Source organism: Streptomyces sp. NPDC002779 (genome assembly GCF_042888685.1).
GTDB lineage: Bacteria > Actinomycetota > Actinomycetes > Streptomycetales > Streptomycetaceae > Streptomyces.
In genome coordinates this window covers 454499-472019 of record NZ_JBIAQC010000001.1, presented here as the reverse complement: position 1 = coordinate 472019, position 17521 = coordinate 454499, and the positions used below count along the sequence as shown (strand labels likewise).

At 70.0% G+C, this 17521-nt stretch carries 15 protein-coding genes and 1 riboswitch; of the genes, 6 read left to right on the top strand and 9 right to left on the bottom strand.

Annotation, left to right across the window (positions count from 1 at the left end; translation table 11 throughout):
• From ACFYW5_RS02125 to ACFYW5_RS02095, 7 genes are all read right to left on the bottom strand, one after another.
• The gene (locus ACFYW5_RS02125) at positions 1-966 is read right to left on the bottom strand and encodes a GlxA family transcriptional regulator (protein ID WP_389415013.1); all 966 of its coding nucleotides are present in this window, start codon (positions 964-966) and stop codon (positions 1-3) included.
• 226 nt (positions 967-1192) lie between these two features.
• Positions 1193-2206, bottom strand: a complete 1014-nt coding sequence (locus ACFYW5_RS02120) for a ribonucleotide-diphosphate reductase subunit beta (RefSeq protein ID WP_389415012.1) — start codon at positions 2204-2206, stop codon at positions 1193-1195.
• Complete coding sequence (locus ACFYW5_RS02115; protein WP_389415011.1) at positions 2206-4563, bottom strand: ribonucleoside-diphosphate reductase subunit alpha; 2358 nt, start codon at positions 4561-4563, stop codon at positions 2206-2208. The genes ACFYW5_RS02120 and ACFYW5_RS02115 overlap by 1 nt, the downstream gene beginning before the upstream one ends.
• A 121-nt stretch (positions 4564-4684) precedes the next feature.
• A riboswitch (cobalamin riboswitch) is annotated at positions 4685-4827 on the bottom strand.
• Between the two features lie 35 nt (positions 4828-4862).
• Positions 4863-5369: a GNAT family N-acetyltransferase gene (locus ACFYW5_RS02110; RefSeq protein ID WP_389415010.1), complete on the bottom strand. Its 507-nt coding sequence runs from the start codon at positions 5367-5369 to the stop codon at positions 4863-4865.
• A 73-nt stretch (positions 5370-5442) separates the two neighbouring features.
• Positions 5443-7038 (bottom strand): monocarboxylate uptake permease MctP, encoded by a 1596-nt coding sequence (mctP, locus tag ACFYW5_RS02105; protein ID WP_389415009.1) that lies wholly within the window; start codon positions 7036-7038, stop codon positions 5443-5445.
• Positions 7035-7289: a DUF3311 domain-containing protein gene (locus ACFYW5_RS02100; protein WP_389415008.1), complete on the bottom strand. Its 255-nt coding sequence runs from the start codon at positions 7287-7289 to the stop codon at positions 7035-7037. Before ACFYW5_RS02100 ends, mctP begins: the two co-directional genes overlap by 4 nt.
• A 567-nt stretch (positions 7290-7856) precedes the next feature.
• Positions 7857-8621 (bottom strand): GntR family transcriptional regulator, encoded by a 765-nt coding sequence (locus ACFYW5_RS02095; protein WP_389415007.1) that lies wholly within the window; start codon positions 8619-8621, stop codon positions 7857-7859.
• Positions 8622-8929: 308 nt separating this feature from the next.
• Here ACFYW5_RS02095 and ACFYW5_RS02090 point away from each other — a divergent pair, with 308 nt between their 5' ends.
• The 4 genes from ACFYW5_RS02090 (at position 8930) to ACFYW5_RS02075 (ending at position 13600) form a co-directional block, all read left to right on the top strand.
• The gene (locus tag ACFYW5_RS02090; RefSeq protein ID WP_389415006.1) at positions 8930-10207 is read left to right on the top strand and encodes an extracellular solute-binding protein; all 1278 of its coding nucleotides are present in this window, start codon (positions 8930-8932) and stop codon (positions 10205-10207) included.
• A 76-nt stretch (positions 10208-10283) separates the two neighbouring features.
• Positions 10284-11276: a carbohydrate ABC transporter permease gene (locus tag ACFYW5_RS02085; protein WP_389415005.1), complete on the top strand. Its 993-nt coding sequence runs from the start codon at positions 10284-10286 to the stop codon at positions 11274-11276.
• Entirely contained in the window at positions 11273-12103 is an 831-nt protein-coding gene (locus tag ACFYW5_RS02080) for a carbohydrate ABC transporter permease (RefSeq protein WP_389415004.1), read from the top strand. The genes ACFYW5_RS02085 and ACFYW5_RS02080 overlap by 4 nt, the downstream gene beginning before the upstream one ends.
• A gap of 9 nt (positions 12104-12112) precedes the next feature.
• Complete coding sequence (locus ACFYW5_RS02075) at positions 12113-13600, top strand: glycoside hydrolase family 3 protein (RefSeq protein WP_389415003.1); 1488 nt, start codon at positions 12113-12115, stop codon at positions 13598-13600.
• 149 nt (positions 13601-13749) lie between these two features.
• Here the strand turns inward: ACFYW5_RS02075 and nagB are convergent, their stop codons facing one another.
• Positions 13750-14535 (bottom strand): glucosamine-6-phosphate deaminase, encoded by a 786-nt coding sequence (gene nagB / locus ACFYW5_RS02070; RefSeq protein ID WP_389415002.1) that lies wholly within the window; start codon positions 14533-14535, stop codon positions 13750-13752.
• A gap of 151 nt (positions 14536-14686) precedes the next feature.
• Between nagB and ACFYW5_RS02065 the strand changes: the two genes are divergently transcribed.
• Positions 14687-15760, top strand: coding sequence for an SIS domain-containing protein (locus ACFYW5_RS02065; protein ID WP_389415001.1), 1074 nt, complete (start codon positions 14687-14689; stop codon positions 15758-15760).
• A 178-nt stretch (positions 15761-15938) separates the two neighbouring features.
• On the opposite strand, the gene ACFYW5_RS02060 is transcribed toward ACFYW5_RS02065, so the two are convergent.
• Positions 15939-16691, bottom strand: a complete 753-nt coding sequence (locus ACFYW5_RS02060; protein WP_389415000.1) for an SDR family oxidoreductase — start codon at positions 16689-16691, stop codon at positions 15939-15941.
• Positions 16692-16788: 97 nt separating this feature from the next.
• Between ACFYW5_RS02060 and ACFYW5_RS02055 the strand changes: the two genes are divergently transcribed.
• The gene (locus ACFYW5_RS02055; RefSeq protein WP_389414999.1) at positions 16789-17418 is read left to right on the top strand and encodes a TetR/AcrR family transcriptional regulator; all 630 of its coding nucleotides are present in this window, start codon (positions 16789-16791) and stop codon (positions 17416-17418) included.
• Positions 17419-17521: the final 103 nt, after the last annotated feature.

Below are 17521 nucleotides of genomic sequence, written 5' to 3'. Positions count from 1 at the left end.
TCAGGCCGCCTCGGGGCCCCGGAAGGTGCGCCGGTAGGCGTTCGGGGTGGTCCCGAGGGTACGGACGAACTGGTGGCGCAGCGCCGCCGCGGTGCCGAACCCGGCCCGGCTCGCGACGGCGTCCACCGTCTCGTCCGTGGTCTCCAGCAACTGCTGCGCCAGCAGTACGCGTTGCCGCAGGATCCAGCGGTAGGGCGTGGTGCCCGTCTCCTGCTGGAAGCGGCGGGCGAAGGTGCGCGGCGACATGTGCGCGAGGTCGGCGAGCTGCTCGACGGTGACCTCCTCGTCGAGATGCCGCTCCATCCAGGTCAGGACATCGCCGACCGTGTCGCACTGGGAGCGGGGCAGCGGGCGGTCGATGTACTGCGCCTGCCCGCCGTCCCGGTGCGGCGGCACCACCATGCGCCGGGCGATGGCGTTGGCGACCTCCACGCCCTCCTCCTTGCGCACCAGGTGCAGACAGGCGTCGATGCCGGCGGCCGTGCCCGCCGAGGTGATCACCGGGTCCTCGTCCACGTACAGCACGTCGGGCTCGATCACCGCGCGCGGGAAGCGCCGGGCGAGCTCGTCGGCCTGCCGCCAGTGCACCGCGCAGCGCCGGTCGTCCAGCAGCCCGGCCGCGCCGAGCACGAACACGCCGGAACAGACGCTGAGCACCCGGGTGCCCCGGTCAACGGCCCGTACCAGGGCGTCGAGCAGCGCGGGCGGGTACTCCCGGCCGAGGTAGCCGCTGCCGGCCGGCACGGCGATCAGATCGGCCTCCTCCAGGCGGTCGAGGCCGTACGGGGTGGAGACCGTGAACCCGGGGATGTGCGTGCTCAGCGCCGGGCCCTCGGCCGAGACGACCGCGAAGTCGTACACCGGGAGCCCCTCGTCACTGCGGTCGAGGCCGAAGATCTCGCAGACGACCCCGAGTTCGAAGGGATGCACGCCGTCGAGCAGGGCCACCGCCACGTTTCTCAGCATGCGGTCAGTGTCGCACGGAGCTGGCAGTAATTCGATGGTGTACGGCAGTCCTGCCACTGTCAGGAGTGTCTGCCTGGTACGACGATTACCTCATGGACGCATTCCTCGGAACTCTGACCGTGACCGTTCTCCTCTTTCTGCTCGCCGCCCCGGCGCTCGTGGGCCTGCGCCACGAGCGCCGGACCGACCGCCAGCTCCGGCAGGCCGGTGCTCAGCAGGCCGGTGCTCAGAAGTCCTCGTCCAGGTCGACCGTGCCCTCCACCGCGACCTGGTACGCCGAAGGGCGCCGCTCGAAGAAGTTGGTGAGCTCCTGAACCCCCTGCAACTCCATGAAGGAGAAGGGGTTCTCCGAGCCGTACACCGGGGCGAAGCCGAGCCGGGTCAGCCGCTGGTCGGCGACGCACTCCAGGTACTGCCGCATCGAGTCGGTGTTCATGCCCGGGAGGCCGTCACCGCACAGGTCGCGCGCGAACTGCAGCTCGGCCTCGACGGCCTCCCGCAGCATGTCGGTGACCTGCTGCCGGAGCTGGTCGTCGAAGAGCTCCGGCTCCTCCTTGCGGACGGTGTCGACGACGTCGAAGGCGAAGCTCATGTGCATCGACTCGTCGCGGAACACCCAGTTGGTGCCGGTGGCCAGGCCGTGCAGCAGGCCCCGGCTGCGGAACCAGTAGACGTACGCGAAGGCGCCGTAGAAGAACAGGCCCTCGATGCAGGCGGCGAAGCAGATCAGGTTGAGCAGGAAGCGGCGGCGGTCGGCCTGGGTCTCCAGGCGGTCCAGCTTCTCCACCTCGTTGATCCACTTGAAGCAGAACCCGGCCTTCTCGCGGATGGAGGGGATGCTCTCCACCGCGTCGAAGGCCGCCGCCCGGTCCTCCGGGTCGGGGAGGTAGGTGTCCAGCAGCGTCAAGTAGAACTGGACGTGCACGGCCTCCTCGAAGAGCTGGCGGCTCAGGTACAGCCGCGCCTCGGGGGAGTTGATGTGCTTGTACAGCGTCAGCACCAGGTTGTTCGCCACGATCGAGTCACCCGTCGCGAAGAAGGCGACCAGCCGGCCGATCAGGTGCTGCTCGGAGGGTGTGAGCTTGGCGAGGTCGGTGACGTCCGAGTGGAGGTCGACCTCCTCCACGGTCCAGGTGTTCTTGATGGCGTCCCGGTAGCGCTCGTAGAAGTCGGGGTAGCGCATGGGGCGCAGGGTCAGCTCGAAGCCCGGGTCGAGGAGATTCTGGTTACGGGTAGTCATTACTGGCAGGCCTCGCAGGACTCGGGGTTCTCAAGGGAGCAGGCGACGGCCTCTTCGGAGGTCGCCTGCTGGACGGGGACGGTGGCCTGGGCCGCGCGGGCGATGCGGGTCGCCGGGCGCGAGCGCAGGTAGTACGTCGTCTTCAGCCCGGACTTCCAGGCGTACGCGTACATCGAGGAGAGCTTGCCGATGGTCGGCGTCTCCAGGAAGAGGTTCAGGGACTGGGACTGGTCCAGGAACGGGGTCCGGGCCGCGGCCATGTCGATCAGTCCGCGCTGCGGGATCTCCCACGCCGTGCGGTACAGCCGCCGTACCTCCTCCGGGATCCACCCGAAGTCCTGCACCGAGCCGTTCGCCTCGCGCAGCGCCTCGCGGGTGCGGGCGTCCCAGACGCCCAGCTCCTTCAGCTCCCGCACCAGGTAGGAGTTGACCTGGAGGAACTCGCCGGACAGCGTCTCGCGCTTGAACAGGTTGGACACCTGCGGCTCGATGCACTCGTAGACGCCGGCGATGGAGGCGATGGTGGCGGTGGGCGCGATGGCGAGGAGGAGGGAGTTGCGCATCCCGACCTCGGCGATCCGCTCGCGCAGCGCCGACCACCGCTCGGGCCAGGTGAGTTCGGTGTCGTAGTGGTCGGGGTGCAGGACGCCCCGCGCGGTACGGGTCTTCTCCCAGGCCGGCAGCGGGCCGTTGCGCTCGGCGAGGTCGGCGGAGGCCTCGTAGGCGGCGAGCATCACGCGCTCGGCGATCCGGGTGGAGAGCGCCTTGGCCTCCGGCGAGTCGAAGGGCAGCCGCAGCTTGAAGAAGACGTCCTGCAGGCCCATCGCGCCCAGGCCCACGGGGCGCCACTTGGCGTTGGAGCGGCCCGCCTGCTCGGTCGGGTAGAAGTTGATGTCGACGACCCGGTCGAGGAAGGTGACGGCCGTACGGACCGTCTCGTCCAGGCGTTCCCAGTCGATGCCGCCCTGGTCGACGAAGGCACCGAGGTTCACCGACCCCAGGTTGCAGACCGCGGTCTCCCCGTCGTCGGTGACCTCCAGGATCTCGGTGCAGAGGTTGGAGGAGTGGACCACATGGCCCGGCAGGGCGGTCTGGTTGGCGGTGCGGTTGGCGGCGTCCTTGAAGGTCATCCAGCCGTTGCCGGTCTGCGCGAGGGTGCGCATCATGCGGCCGTACAGGTCACGGGCGGGGATGGTCCGGCGGGCGAGCCCGCCGGCCTCCGCCTTGCGGTACGCCGCGTCGAACTCCTCGCCCCACAGGTCGACCAGCTCGGGCACGTCGGCGGGGGAGAACAGGCTCCACGGCTCGTCGGCGTTCACCCGGCGCATGAACTCGTCCGGCACCCAGTGCGCGAGGTTGAGGTTGTGCGTACGGCGGGCGTCCTCGCCGGTGTTGTCGCGCAGCTCCAGGAACTCCTCGATGTCGGAGTGCCAGGTCTCCAGGTAGACCGCGGCGGCTCCCTTGCGGCGGCCGCCCTGGTTCACGGCGGCGACGGAGGCGTCGAGGGTCTTCAGGAACGGGACGATGCCGTTGGAGTGCCCGTTGGTACCGCGGATCAGCGAACCCCGGGCGCGGATGCGGGAGTACGACAGCCCGATGCCGCCGGCGTGCTTGGAGAGCCGGGCGACCTGGTGGTAGCGGTCGTAGATGGAGTCCAGCTCGTCCTTGGGGGAGTCGAGGAGGTAGCAGGACGACATCTGGGGGTGCCGGGTGCCGGAGTTGAAGAGCGTGGGGGAGGAGGGGAGGTAGTCGAGACGGCTCATGAGCCGGTAGAGCGCGGCGACTTCGTCCAGCGCGCGGACGGTGTCGTCCTCGGCGAGACCGGCGGCGACGCGGAGCAGGAAGTGCTGGGGGGTCTCGACGACCTTGCGGGTGAGGGGGTGCCGCAGGAGGTACCGGCTGTGCAGGGTGCGCAGTCCGAAGTAACCGAAGCGGTCGTCGGCGCCCGGGTCGACCAGCGCGTCCAGGCGCTCGGCGTGGATCCGTACGAACTCCGCGGTCCGGTCGGCGATGAGTCCCTCCCGGTGGCCGACCGCGACCGACCCGGTGAAGGACGTGACGCCCTGGGAGGCGGCCTCCTCGCGGATGCCGAGGGTGAGCAGCCGGGCGGCCAGCCGGGAGTAGGCGGGGTCCTCGGAGATGAGCCCGGCCGCCGCCTCGGTGGCCAGCTCGCGCAACTCCGCCTCGTCCGCGCGGGCGGACCGGCCGCGCAGCGCGGCGGCGGCGACCCGGCCGGGGTCGGCGTCGGGGAGGTCGGCGGTCAGCTCGGTCAGGGTCCGCAGCAGCGCGGTTCCGGGACCGTCGGTCTCCACCTGGGCGGCTGAAGCTGAAGCCGGGTCGGCTGGCGCGATGGTCACTGGGGGCTCTCCCTCGCTCGGCACGGGGCCTTGCGGAGGGCAGGAGGCAGCTCACGAGCGCACGGGGCGTCGCGTCCACCGGCCCATTCCTCGAGGCCCGGACGTCTGGCACCCGGACCGGACGGCCGGGTGCGCTGTCGGCAGGTCCTCGGACTGACGATCGGGCACGGATGTGCCCAAGTACACCGTTGCGGGACAGTTCCGGATTCGCACCGGATTCCCCTGCGGCGACAGCGAGCACGAGCATACATCTTGTGCCGCCCCGCGATGTCACCCCCAGATGTTGTGTCGCGTCGGCTTCAGAGCGTCAACTCATAGGTGAGGAGAGTGAAGTCGCCGTGCTCCGGGATGGGGTTCCAGTCGCGTTCCGGGGCGCGCCGGAAGCCGAGGCGCTCGTAGATGCGGTGGGCGGTGTGCATCAGGGCCTGGGTGGACAGGACGATGCCCGTGCACCCCGTCGTCGTGCGCGCCCGGTCGACGCAGGCGCGCACGAGGGCTTCTCCCACGCCCCGGCCGCGGGCCGCGTGCGCCACCGCCAGCATGCGGATCTCCGCCTCCCCGGGGCGGGCGAGATCGGCCATGGGGCCGCCGGCCGGCACGAAGGTGACGCCGCCGAGGAGCCGGTCGCACTCCGCGGCCACCAGGACCTCGGCGGCCGCCGCCCGCTTGGCGACAGCGCGGAGTTCACCGAGGTACCAGTCGGCCTCGCCGAAGGTGAGGAGGCCGTCCTGGAGGTAGGCGCGGGCGGTGATCTCGCCCAGTTCGTCGTGTTCGGCGGGTTCCACCGGCCGGATCTGGAAGTCCATGCGGTCAAGTGTGGACGACGACGGGCCGCCGATGTCCTGCATTTCGGCGGCCCGCTGCGGGTGGGGTTCCCGGTCAGGGAATCGGCTTCAGTTCCTTCTGCACGCCCGGATCGCCCGCGTCCGCCGTGTAGTCCTCGGGGCTCGTCTCGTCGATGCCCTCGGGGGCCTTCGCCGCCCTCAGGACGAAGGTAAGGACCACGGTGACGACCAGGTTCAGCACGAACGCCGTCAGGCCGATGTAGCCGATCTCCCCGATGCCGGGGATCTCCTTCGACGAACCGCCGAAGTGCTTCTGCGTCGGCGAGGCGACACCGTACGCCGCCACCGTGCCGTAGAGCATGCCGACCGCCCAGCCGCCGAGCAGCGCCCAGCGGTGGAACCAGCGGGTGAACAGGCCGCCGACCAGGGCCGGGAAGGTCTGCAGGATCCAGATGCCGCCCAGCAGCTGGAAGTTGATGGCGACCGTCTTGTCCATCGTCAGGACGAAGGCCAGCGCGCCCACCTTCACCAGCAGGGACACGATCTTGGAGACCTTGGTCTCCTGCTGCGGGGTGGCGTCCGGCCTGATGAAGTCCTTGTAGATGTTGCGGGTGAAGAGGTTCGCCGCCGCGATGGACATGATGGCCGCCGGCACCAGGGCGCCGATGCCGATCGCCGCGAAGGCCACGCCCGCGAACCAGTCCGGGAACATGTTCTCGAACAGCTGCGGGATCGCCAGCTGGCCGTTGTCCACCTTCACCCCGGCCGCGATCGCCATGAAGCCGAGCAGCGCGAGCAGACCGAGCATCAGCGAGTACAGCGGCAGGATCGTGGTGTTGCGGCGGATCACCTCACGGCTCCCGGAGGAGAGGGTCGCGGTGATCGAGTGCGGGTACATGAACAGCGCCAGCGCCGAGCCCAGCGCCAGGGTGGCGTACGTCCACTGGCCGGCCTCCGGTGGGACGAGACCGCCCACCCCGGTGGTGGTGAACTTCTCGCCCGCGTCGGCGAAGATGTCGTCGAACCCGCCCAGCTTGATCGGGATGTAGATGATCGCCACCGCGATCACCAGATAGATCAGGGTGTCCTTGACGAAGGCGATCAGCGCCGGGGCGCGCAGCCCCGAGGAGTAGGTGTACGCGGCCAGCACACCGAACGCGATCAGCAGCGGCAGGTCCTTGATGAACCAGTTGGTGTCCTCCCCGCCGCCGACGCCCATCACGTCCAGCACCGCCTGGATGCCGACGAGTTGCAGCGCGATGTACGGCATGGTGGCGAGGATGCCGGTCAGGGCCACCGCCAGCGACAGGCCCTTGGAGCCGAAGCGGCCGCGCACGAAGTCCGACGTCGTCACGTACCCGTGCTTGTGGGAGACCGACCACAGGCGGGGCAGGAACGTAAAGATCAGCGGGTAGACCAGGATCGTGTACGGCACCGCGAAGAAGCCCGCCGCGCCGGCCGCGTAGATCGCCGCCGGGACCGCCACGAAGGTGTACGCCGTGTACAGGTCGCCGCCGAGCAGGAACCAGGTGACCCAGGTGCCGAACGACCGTCCGCCCAGGCCCCATTCGTCGAGGCTGTGCTCGTTCTCGGCCTTGCGCCAGCGCGCGGCGAGGAAGCCCATGACCGTGACGGCCAGGAAGAAGAAGATGAAGACGGCGAGTGCGACGCCGTTCACGCCGTCGTTCACTTGCCGCCTCCACGACGTGCGCGCTGGTCACGCTGCCACAGCTTGTACGCGACCATCGTCAGCGCGGTCGACAGGACCACCCAGGCCATCTGGTACCAGTAGAAGAACGGGATGCCGATGAAGGCCGGGTCGGTTTTCGCGTACGACCCGACCCACAGCATCGCCACGAAGGGCGCGAACAGGCAGAGGGCGATGACGACGCGCGCGGGCGTCACCACCGGCTCTCCGCTCGCCTCTGGGGCTTGTGACATCTGACGGCTCCGTCCCCTCGCTGATCACCTGAAAACGCGCAGGCAATCTAGGTCACGGTGTCGCAGAAACGGAACCCCTCGTCCGTATATCGGTCCGGCCAACTGGCCTCAGCAGCACCGGAAACCCTGGCGCGGGTCCGACTCCTGCCGGTCCGTCCGCATCCGCTCGAAGGAGCGGCGGCGGGAACAGCCCGGCCGGGGCGACGATCGAGCCGAGGGCCGCGGCGATCATCCAGGCGGCGGAGACGTCCGCCCCGCGGGCCGGCGCGAGTACCGCCCAGCCGGTGGCGCCGACCAGTCCGACGAGGGTCCATGACGATGGTTCGAGTGTTCGCGGTGCGCACCGGGTCGTCCTCCCGTCCATGCGATGACGGGGAGGACCGTAGTGCCGGAAGGGAAGGGGCGCTGTACCGCGGGCGCTGACTCGGTCGAAGCTTCAACCGGCTTATTACTACGGCCGCTCAGCCTCGCCACGCTGTGTTGTCCCGGGGGCGCCCCCCCCAGCCCCCGGCCGACGCCGCTGCCGCCCGGGCTCACTCCTGCGGCCGCTTCAGCCTCGCGACGGCACTACTCCTGCGGCCGCTTCAGCCTCGCCACGAACTTGTAGCGGTCGCCCCGGTACACCGACCGCACCCACTCCACCGGCCGGCCGTCCCGGGCCAGGGAGTGGCGGGAGAGCATCAGCATCGGCAGGCCCACGTCCGTGCCGAGCAGGCCCGCCTCGCGGGGTGTGGCCAGCGAGGTCTCGATGGTCTCCTCGGCCTCGGCGAGATGGACGTCGTAGACCTCGGCCAACGCGGTGTAGAGGGACGTGTACTTCACCAGGCTGCGCCGGAGTGCCGGGAAGCGCTTGGCGCTCAGGTGGGTCGTCTCGATCGCCATCGGCTCGCCGTTGGCCATGCGCAGGCGTTCGATGCGCAGCACACGCCCGCCCGCGGTGATGTCGAGCAGACCGGCGAGGCGGTCGTCGGCGGTGATGTAGCCGATGTCCAGCAGCTGCGAGGTCGGTTCGAGGCCCTGGGCGCGCATGTCCTCGGTGTACGAGGTGAGTTGGAGCGCCTGGGAGACCTTCGGCTTGGCGACGAAGGTGCCCTTGCCCTGGATCCGCTCCAGGCGGCCCTCGACGACCAGTTCCTGCAGGGCCTGACGCACCGTCGTGCGGGAGGTGTCGAACTCCGCCGCCAGCGTGCGCTCGGGCGGGACGGGGGTGCCCGGCGCCTGTGTCTCCGTCATGTCCAGCAGATGCTTCTTCAAGCGGTAGTACTTGGGCACGCGCGCGGTACGGACGGTCGCCCCAACCTCGTTCTCCGCACTGCTGACGTCGGTGCTCATGCTCTGCCTTCCCGGCTCCGGATGCGGCTCACCTCGTGATCCCCTCTGTATACCCTCACCACCACTTTTGGTCTAGTCCATAGAGCCAAGTGGTCTAGCGGACGAGAGTACTCCGGCGCCGGTGTTTTCGCTGCCTTCTTACTTAAAGGTTCCTGCATATGTAGGTCACATAACGGCTGGTCAGAGCGGGTTCCGGCCCCCTTGACAGGATTTTTGGTCTGGTCCAAGCTCCGGGTACTGGTCTACACCATTGGTCCAGGTCCCGGCCCATGGGCGGGGGGTTCATGGGCATCCCTGAGGAGGGTGGCGTGAAGCGCAAGCTGATATCCGCGATCGGTGTCGCGGCAATGATGGTCTCCATCGCGGCGTGCGGGGGCGACGACGGCGACGAGGGCGGCAAGGCCGGCGCGGACGGTTACGCGGGCCAGACCCTCACCGTCTGGGTGATGGACGGTTCTTCCCCCGACCAGTGGCAGAAGGACGTTGCCGCCGCCTTCGAGAAGAAGACCAAGGCGAAGGTCAAGTTCGAGATCCAGCAGTGGAACGGCATCCAGCAGAAGCTCACCACCGCCCTGTCGGAGGAGAACCCGCCGGACGTCTTCGAGATCGGCAACACCCAGACCCCGGCCTACGCCAAGACCGGCGGCCTCGCCGACCTGGCCGACCTGAAGGCCGAGATCGGCGCCGAGTGGACCGAGTCGCTGAACAACTCCTCGGTCTTCGAGGGCAAGCAGTACGCGGCGCCCTGGTACTTCGCCAATCGTGTCGTCCTCTACAACAAGAGCGTCTGGGCCGACGCGGGCATCAAGGACACCCCCAAGACCCGCGACGAGTTCTACAAGGACCTGAAGACGATCGGCGAGAAGACCGACGCCGAGCCGATCTACCTGCCCGGCCAGAACTGGTACCACTTCGTCGGCCTCACCATCGGTGAGGGTGCCGAACTGGTGAAGAAGGACGGCGACAAGTACGTCTCCAACCTCGACGACCCCAAGGTCGCCGCCGCCATGGAGACGTACAAGAAGTTCCAGTCCCTCTCCGAGGCCCCCAAGGACAAGGACGAGGCCACCCCGCAGCAGGGCGAGGTCTTCGGCAAGGGCAACGTCGGCGCCTTCATCGGCATGGGCTGGGAAGCCGGCATCGCCATCGAGGCCAACCCGAAGATCGAGAAGGAGATCGGCTACTTCACCATCCCCGGTCCCACGGCCGACAAGCCCGAGGGTGTCTTCCTCGGCGGCTCCAACCTCGCCGTCGCCGCGGGCAGCAAGAAGCAGGAACTGGCCAAGGAGTTCCTGCGGATCGCGCTGTCCGACAAGCACGAGGGCCAGCTCGCCAAGCTCAACGGCGTCATCCCCAACAAGGAGTCGCTGCAGAGCAACCTCGAGGGCAACGTCGTCGCCGAGGCCGCCGCGCCGGCCGCCGCGGGCGGTGGCACCACGCCGCTGATCGCCGAATGGGCCGCCGTCGAGAACGCGCCCAACCCGATCAAGACCTACATGACCGCCGTGCTGAACGGAAAGTCCCCGGCCGAGGCGGCAGCCCAGGTCGAGGAGGAGTTCAACAAGCGTCTGTCGCAGCAGCAGTAGACGCGCCGGGCCGGGGGCCGCTCGCAGCGGCCCCCTTCCCGCGTTCAGGCAGGTCTAGGAGGAAGAGAACGCGAGCATGACCGTGCAGACCGAACGGCCGCCCTCCGGCCCGGCGGACGTCCACAAGGACTCCTCGGGCTCCGGCGGGCCCACCCCGAGAGCCGCCTCCCGCATCGGCGCGCTGGCTCCGTACCTCCTGCTGCTGCCCGCCTGCGCGGCCTCCGTGCTGCTGCTCGGCTGGCCGTTGCTGAAGGACGCGCTGCTGTCGTTCCAGAACCTCAACATGGCGCAGCTGATCCAGCACGTCACCGAGTGGAACGGCATCGACAACTACACCGAGGTCCTCGGCAGCGAGGACTTCTGGCGCGTCACCGTGCGCTCGATCCTGTTCACGGCGGTCAACGTCGTCCTGACCATGGTTCTCGGCGCGCTCGTCGGCCTGCTGCTCGCCCGCCTCGGCCGGCGGATGCGGTTCACCCTGCTGGTCGGCCTGGTGCTGGCCTGGGCGATGCCCGTGGTCGCCGCCACCACCGTCTACCAGTGGCTCTTCGCCCAGCGCTTCGGCGTGGTCAACTGGGTGCTGGACAAGCTCGGCTGGCACTCGATGGCCGATTACAGCTGGACCAGCCACCAGATGTCGACGTTCTTCGTCGTCACCCTGCTGATCGTCTGGATGTCGATCCCGTTCGTGGCGATCAACCTCTACGCGGCCACCACCACCATCCCCGCCGAGCTCTACGAGGCCGCCGCCCTCGACGGCGCCGGCCCCTGGAAGAGCTTCGCCACGGTCACCTTCCCGTTCCTGCGGCCCTTCCTCTACGCCACCACGTTCCTCGAGGTCATCTGGATCTTCAAGGCGTTCGTGCAGGTGTACACGTTCAACCAGGGCGGCCCCGACCGCCTCACCGAGATCCTGCCGGTCTACGCCTACATCGAGGGCGTCGGCAACCAGCACTACGGCATGGGCGCCGCCATCGCCCTGCTGACCATCCTGATCCTGCTCGGCCTCACCGCCTACTACCTGCGGATCGTGCTCAAGCAAGAGAAGGAAGAGGAGGCCGGGCTGTGAAGCGCTCGCTCTTCGGCCGTATCTGGCCCAACGCCACGGCCGTCGTCCTGTTCATCGGGTTCGTCTTCCCCGTGTACTGGATGTTCGCCACGGCCTTCAAGCCGACCGGCGACATCATCTCGGAGAACCCCGTCTGGTTCCCGACCGACATCACCTTCGAGCACTTCAAGACCGCCACCGGCGTCGACAACTTCTGGAACCTGGTCCGGAACTCCCTGACGGTGACGGTCCTCGCGGTCGTCTTCTCCCTGGTCATCGCGCTGGCCGGCGCCTTCGCCCTGGCGCGGATGAAGTTCAAGGGGCGGCGCGGCTTCATCATCGGCTTCATGCTGGCCCAGATGGCACCCTGGGAGGTCATGATCATCGCGATGTACATGATCGTCCGGGACGCGGACATGCTCAACAGCCTCGTCCCGCTGACGGCCTTCTACACGATGATGATCCTCCCCTTCACCATCCTCACCCTGCGCGGATTCGTCGCCGCCGTCCCGGCCGAGTTGGAGGAGGCGGCGATGGTCGACGGCTGCACCCGGGCGCAGGCCTTCCGGCGCGTCATCCTGCCGCTGCTCGCCCCCGGACTGATGGCCACCTCGCTGTTCGGCTTCATCACCGCCTGGAACGAGTTCGCCCTCGTCCTGGTCCTCAACAAGGAGGCCGAGGCACAGACCCTCCCGCTGTGGCTGACCAGCTTCCGCACCGTCTTCGGCGACGACTGGGGCGCCACCATGGCCGCCTCCTCGCTCTTCGCCGTACCGATCCTCATCCTCTTCGTCTTCCTCCAGCGCCGGGCGGTCAGCGGTCTGACCGACGGTGCCGTGAAGGGATAACGCCCACCGATGACGACATTCGCCAGCGACACCCTGACCCGGGACGCGCTGACCGTCCTGCAGCCCGGCTTCCCCGGCACCGAGGCCCCCGACTGGCTGCTGCGCCGCCTCGGTGAGGGCCTCGCCTCCGTCGGCCTGTTCGGCCGCAACATCGCCACGCCCGAGCAAGTGGCCGCGCTGACGGCCCAGTTGCGCGCCGAGCGCGAGGACGTCCTCGTCGCCATCGACGAGGAGGGCGGTGACGTCACCCGCCTCGAAGTGCGCACCGGTTCCTCCTTCCCAGGCAACCACGCCCTCGGCGCCGTCGACGACACCGGCCTCACCCGGCAGGTCGCCCAGGAACTCGGCCGCCGCCTCGCGGCCAGCGGCGTCAACTTCAACTGGGCGCCGTCCGCCGACGTCAACTCCAACCCGGCCAACCCGGTCATCGGCGTCCGCTCCTTCGGCGCCGACACCGACCTGGCCGCCCGGCACACCGCCGCCTATGTCACCGGCCTCCAGGCCGCGGGCGTGGCGGCCTGCACCAAGCACTTCCCGGGCCACGGCGACACCGCGATCGACTCCCACGAGGCACTGCCCCGTATCGAGGTCGGACGCGATGTGCTGGCCAAGCGCGACCTGACGCCGTTCCGCGCGGCCATCGCCGCGGGCTCCCGCGCGATCATGACGGCGCACATCCTGGTCCCGGCCCTCGACCCGACGCGCCCGGCCACCCTCTCCCGCCCCGTCCTGCGCGACCTGCTGCGCGGTGAACTCGGCTACGACGGCCTCATCGTCACCGACGGCATGGAGATGCAGGCCATCGCCGCCACCTACGGCATCGAACGCGGCAGCGTCCTCGCCCTGGCGGCCGGCGCCGACGCGATCTGCGTGGGCGGCGGGCTGAACGACGAGAACATTGTCCGCCGACTGCGCGACGCGCTGGTCACCGCCGTCCGCACCGGCGAACTCCCCGAGGAGCGCCTCGCGGACGCCGCGGAACGCGTCCGCGCCCTGGCCCGCTGGACCCGGTCCGCGGCCGTCTCCGCGGCCGTCTCCGAGGACCGGGTCCCGTCCGACATCGGCCTGCTGGCGGCCCGCCGCGCGGTACGGGTCACGAGGACGGACGCCCACACGCCGCTGACCGAGCCTCCCTATGTGGTCGCGCTCAGCCCGGTGGCGAACATCGCGGTGGGCGACGAGACCCCGTGGGGCGTCGCGGCGGAACTCGCCGGACTGCTCCCCGGCACCGAGACCGCCACCCACACCGACGAGTCGGCGGCCCAGGCGACCCTGGACGCGGCGGGCACCCGCCGGATCGTCACCGTGGTCCGCGACGAACACCGCCACGAGTGGATGGCCAAGACCCTGGACACCCTCCTGAGCGAACGCCCCGACACGATCGTGGTCGAGATGGGCGTGCCCCAGTCCCCGCCCCGCGGCGCCCTGCACATCGCCACCCACGGCGCGGCCCGGGTGTGCGGCCGAGCGGCGGCGGAGATCATCGCGGGCCAGTAAGGGCCCGTAGGGGGTACGACGACGAAGGCGCCGGTTCCCGGGGGGAAACCGGCGCCTTCGTGCCGGGGGCGGCCCCGTCGCAGGCCGAGCCGCCCACACGGAGACAGGGAGGCCCCGGTGTCGTTGCGCGCCGGGCCGGGACCCCGGGCCTAAATGCCCTGCCAGTCGGGCTTGTTGGCGTAGGTGTGGCGGAAGTAGTCCGACAGCTTCAGCTTGGACGCGGCCGCCTCGTCGACGACGACCGTCGCGTGCGGATGCAGCTGCAACGCCGAGGCCGGACACACCGCCGCCACCGGCCCTTCCACGGTCGCCGCGACGGCATCGGCCTTGCCCTCACCCGTCGCCAGCAGCACCAGATGCCGCGCCTCCAGGATCGTCCCGATCCCCTGGGTGATCACGTGATGCGGCACCTGCGCGATGTCCCCGTCGAAGAACCGCGCGTTGTCCACCCGGGTCTGCTCGGTCAGCGTCTTGATCCGGGTCCGTGAGGCGAGCGACGAACACGGCTCGTTGAACCCGATGTGCCCGTCCGTCCCGATCCCCAGCAACTGGAGGTCCACGCCCCCGGCCGCCGCCAGCGCCCCGTCATACGCCTCGCACGCCGCCTGGACGTCGTCCGCGGTCCCGTCCGGCCCCATGAAGGCCGGCATGCCGATCCCGAGCGGCTCCAGCACCTCGCGCCGCAGGACCGAGCGGTACGACTCCGGATGCTCGGCCGGCAGCCCCACGTACTCGTCGAGCTGAGCGATCCGCGCCCGGGAGGCGTCCACGGCACCGGAGCGCACCTTCGCCGCCAGTGCCTCGTAGACGGGCAGCGGCGTCGAGCCGGTGGCCACGCCGAGCAGGGCGTCGGGCTTGCGCCGCAGGAGCTGAGCCATGGCCTCGGCGATGAGCTCGCCACCCGCCTTGGCATCCGGAACGATGACAACTTCCACGCTGGGCCTGCCGATCTGGAGAGGGGACTCAACCGGTACCCGAGAGGGCTATGTGGTTTAGACCAATCTAACAGGCGAGGTCACCCGCGGGGGAGTGCAATGGGGGTGGCTCCAGCAGACGCGGTTCCGCTCCCGGCCCGAGAGGACGCCCATGACCAGCCCCGCGACTCCGCACCCCCTGAGCGAGCTTCCCGGCCGGATCATGTCCCGTGAGATGGCCGAGCAGCCCGCCGTCCTGCGCCGGCTCCTGGAGGTGGGCACCCCCCGCATCCGGCAGGTCGCGCAGGACATCGCCGCCCGCAAGCCCCGCTTCGTGCTGCTCACCGCCCGCGGCACCTCCGACCACGCCGCGCTCTACGCCAAGTACTCCCTGGAGATCCGCCTGGGCCTGCCCTGCGGCCTGACCTCCATGTCGACCTTCACCGCCTACGGCGCCCGTCCCGATCTCACCGACGTCCTGGTCGTCACGGTCAGCCAGTCCGGCGGCTCCCCGGACCTGGTGGCCTCCACCCGGGCCGCCCGCGCGGCCGGCGCCCTCACCCTCGCCGTGACCAACAACCCCGACTCCCCGCTGGCCGGAGTGTCCGAGTACCACATCGACATCATGGCGGGACCCGAGAAGGCCCTGCCCGCGACCAAGACCTACACGGCCTCCCTTCTCGCCCTCTATCTCTTCGTCGAAGGACTGCGCGGCGGTGACGGGGCCGCCGCCAAGCCGCTCCCGGACCTCGCGGAACAACTGCTCGCCCGCCGGGACGAGGTCCGCGCCCTCGCCGCCCGCTACCGCTTCGCCGAGCGCATGGTGATCACCTCCCGCGGCTACGGCTACCCCACGGCCAAGGAAGCCGCCCTCAAACTGATGGAGACCAGCTACATCCCGGCCCTCGCCTACTCCGGCGCCGACCTGCTGCACGGCCCGCTCGCCATGGTCGACAACGTCTCCCCGGTCATCGCGGTCGTCACCGACGGCAAGGGTGGCGAGGCCCTGCAGCCCGTCCTCGACCGCCTCCGCGGCCGGGGCGCCGACCTGGTCGTCATCGGCCCGGCGGCCCAGGTCGAACGCGCCTCGGCAGGCTTCGTCCTGCCCACCGAGGGCGTCGCCGAGGAGCTCCAGCCGGTGCTGGAGATCATCCCGCTCCAGCTCCTGGCCCACGAGGTCACCATCGCCCGCGGCCAGGACCCGGACGCCCCGCGGGCCCTGGCGAAGGTGACGGAGACGCGCTGAGGTCGCGAGGAGACGGGGGTGCGGGGATCGAGGCCCACCGGGAACGGGCCTAGGGGGATCCATGCCCACCAGGAACCGGCGTACGGGGAGGCACACCCAGACCCACCGGGAACCGGGACACGGGGATACAGGCCCACCGGGAACCGGGGCGCAGGGCCACCGCCCCCTGGTCCGGCGGCTACTGCAAGCTCAGCAGCGAACCCCCCGTCGCGTCGACGTGCTGCCCCGTCACCCACCGGGAGTCCGGTGACGCCAGGAACGCCACCACATCGGCGACCTCGGCCGCCGTGCCCACCCGCCGGAAGACCGAGACCGCCTCCGCGTGGGCCCGTACGCCGGGGTCGGCCAGGACCGCGCTGGTGAGATCGGTGTCGATGAAGCCGGGTGCGACGGAGTTGGCGGTGATGCCGCGCGGCGCCAGTTCGACCGCGAGGGAGCGGGTCAGAGCGGTGACCGCGCCCTTGGCCATGTGGGTGGCGGCGATGCCGGGTATGCCGGCGTCCGTGGCCGCCGTGACATTGATGATCCGGCCGTGGTCGCGCAGCCGGCCGAGGCCCTGCCGGACGATGAAGAACGGCGCCTTGGCGTTGAGGGCGTGGGCCCGCTCGTAGAGATCCTCGTCCGTGTCGCCGATGGTCGCGAAGAGCGCCGCTCCCGCGTTGTTGACCAGGATGTCCACCTCGTCCGCGTGCCGGTCGAAGGCTGCCCAGAGAGTCCCCGCGTCCCCCGGCACCCCCAGCTCGGCGCGGATCGCGAACGCGCTGCCGCCGGCCGCCTCGATCCCGGCGACGGTGTCCTTCGCCGCCGCCTCATTGCTGCCGTAGTGCACGGCGACCCGGGCGCCGTCGCGCGCCAGCCGCTCGGCCACCGCCCGCCCGATCCCCCTGCTCGCCCCCGTGACCAGCGCTGTCCTGCCTGTGAGCACGCCCATGCCACACCCCCATGTCCCACCGTCGGAATTACCTAGCGGTCGCTACAGAAAAGACTGTACGGCAGTGCGGACCCACTTCTCTAGTGCCCGCTATAAAATGCACTCCATGGTGAGCACCAAGGGTTCAGAGCCGGCCGCGGCCCGCCGCGGCCGCCCCCGCTCCTTCGACCGGGAGACCGCGCTGGAGAAGGCGATCATGGCCTTCTGGGAGTACGGGTACGAGGCGACCTCCGTCTCCGACCTCACCCGGGTCATGGGTATCGGCGCCCCCAGCCTGTACGCGGCCTTCGGGGACAAGCGGGCGCTGTTCGACGAGGTCGTGGTGGAGTACGGCAAGCGGTACGCGGCCTTCGGAGAGCGCGCCCTGGCCGAGGAGCCCACCGCCCGGGCCGCCGTGGACCGCATCCTGCGCGAGGCCGCCGAGCGGTACACCACCCCGGGTCTCCCTCAAGGCTGCCTCTACATCCACGCGGCCACCAACTGCGCGAGCCCCGAGGTGGAGCAGACCCTCCGGGACCGGCGCAACGCCACCATCGCCGCCGTGGAGAGCCGTATCCGCGCCGGCGTCGCCGCAGGTGAACTCCCCGTCGGCACCGATGCCGGCACCCTCGCCCGGTACACCGGCGCGATGATCCAGGGCATGTCCCAGCAGGCGCGCGACGGCGCGAGCCGGGCGGAGTTGGCGGCGCTCGCGGAAATTGCCCTGTCCATCTGGCCCCGCACATGAACCCGCAAGGGTTAGGCTGCGTGATGCATGCTGGGACGTCCGACCATCTGGCGTGACCGCATCGAACGGCACAACAACAAACAGCCTCAGACGCATGGACACG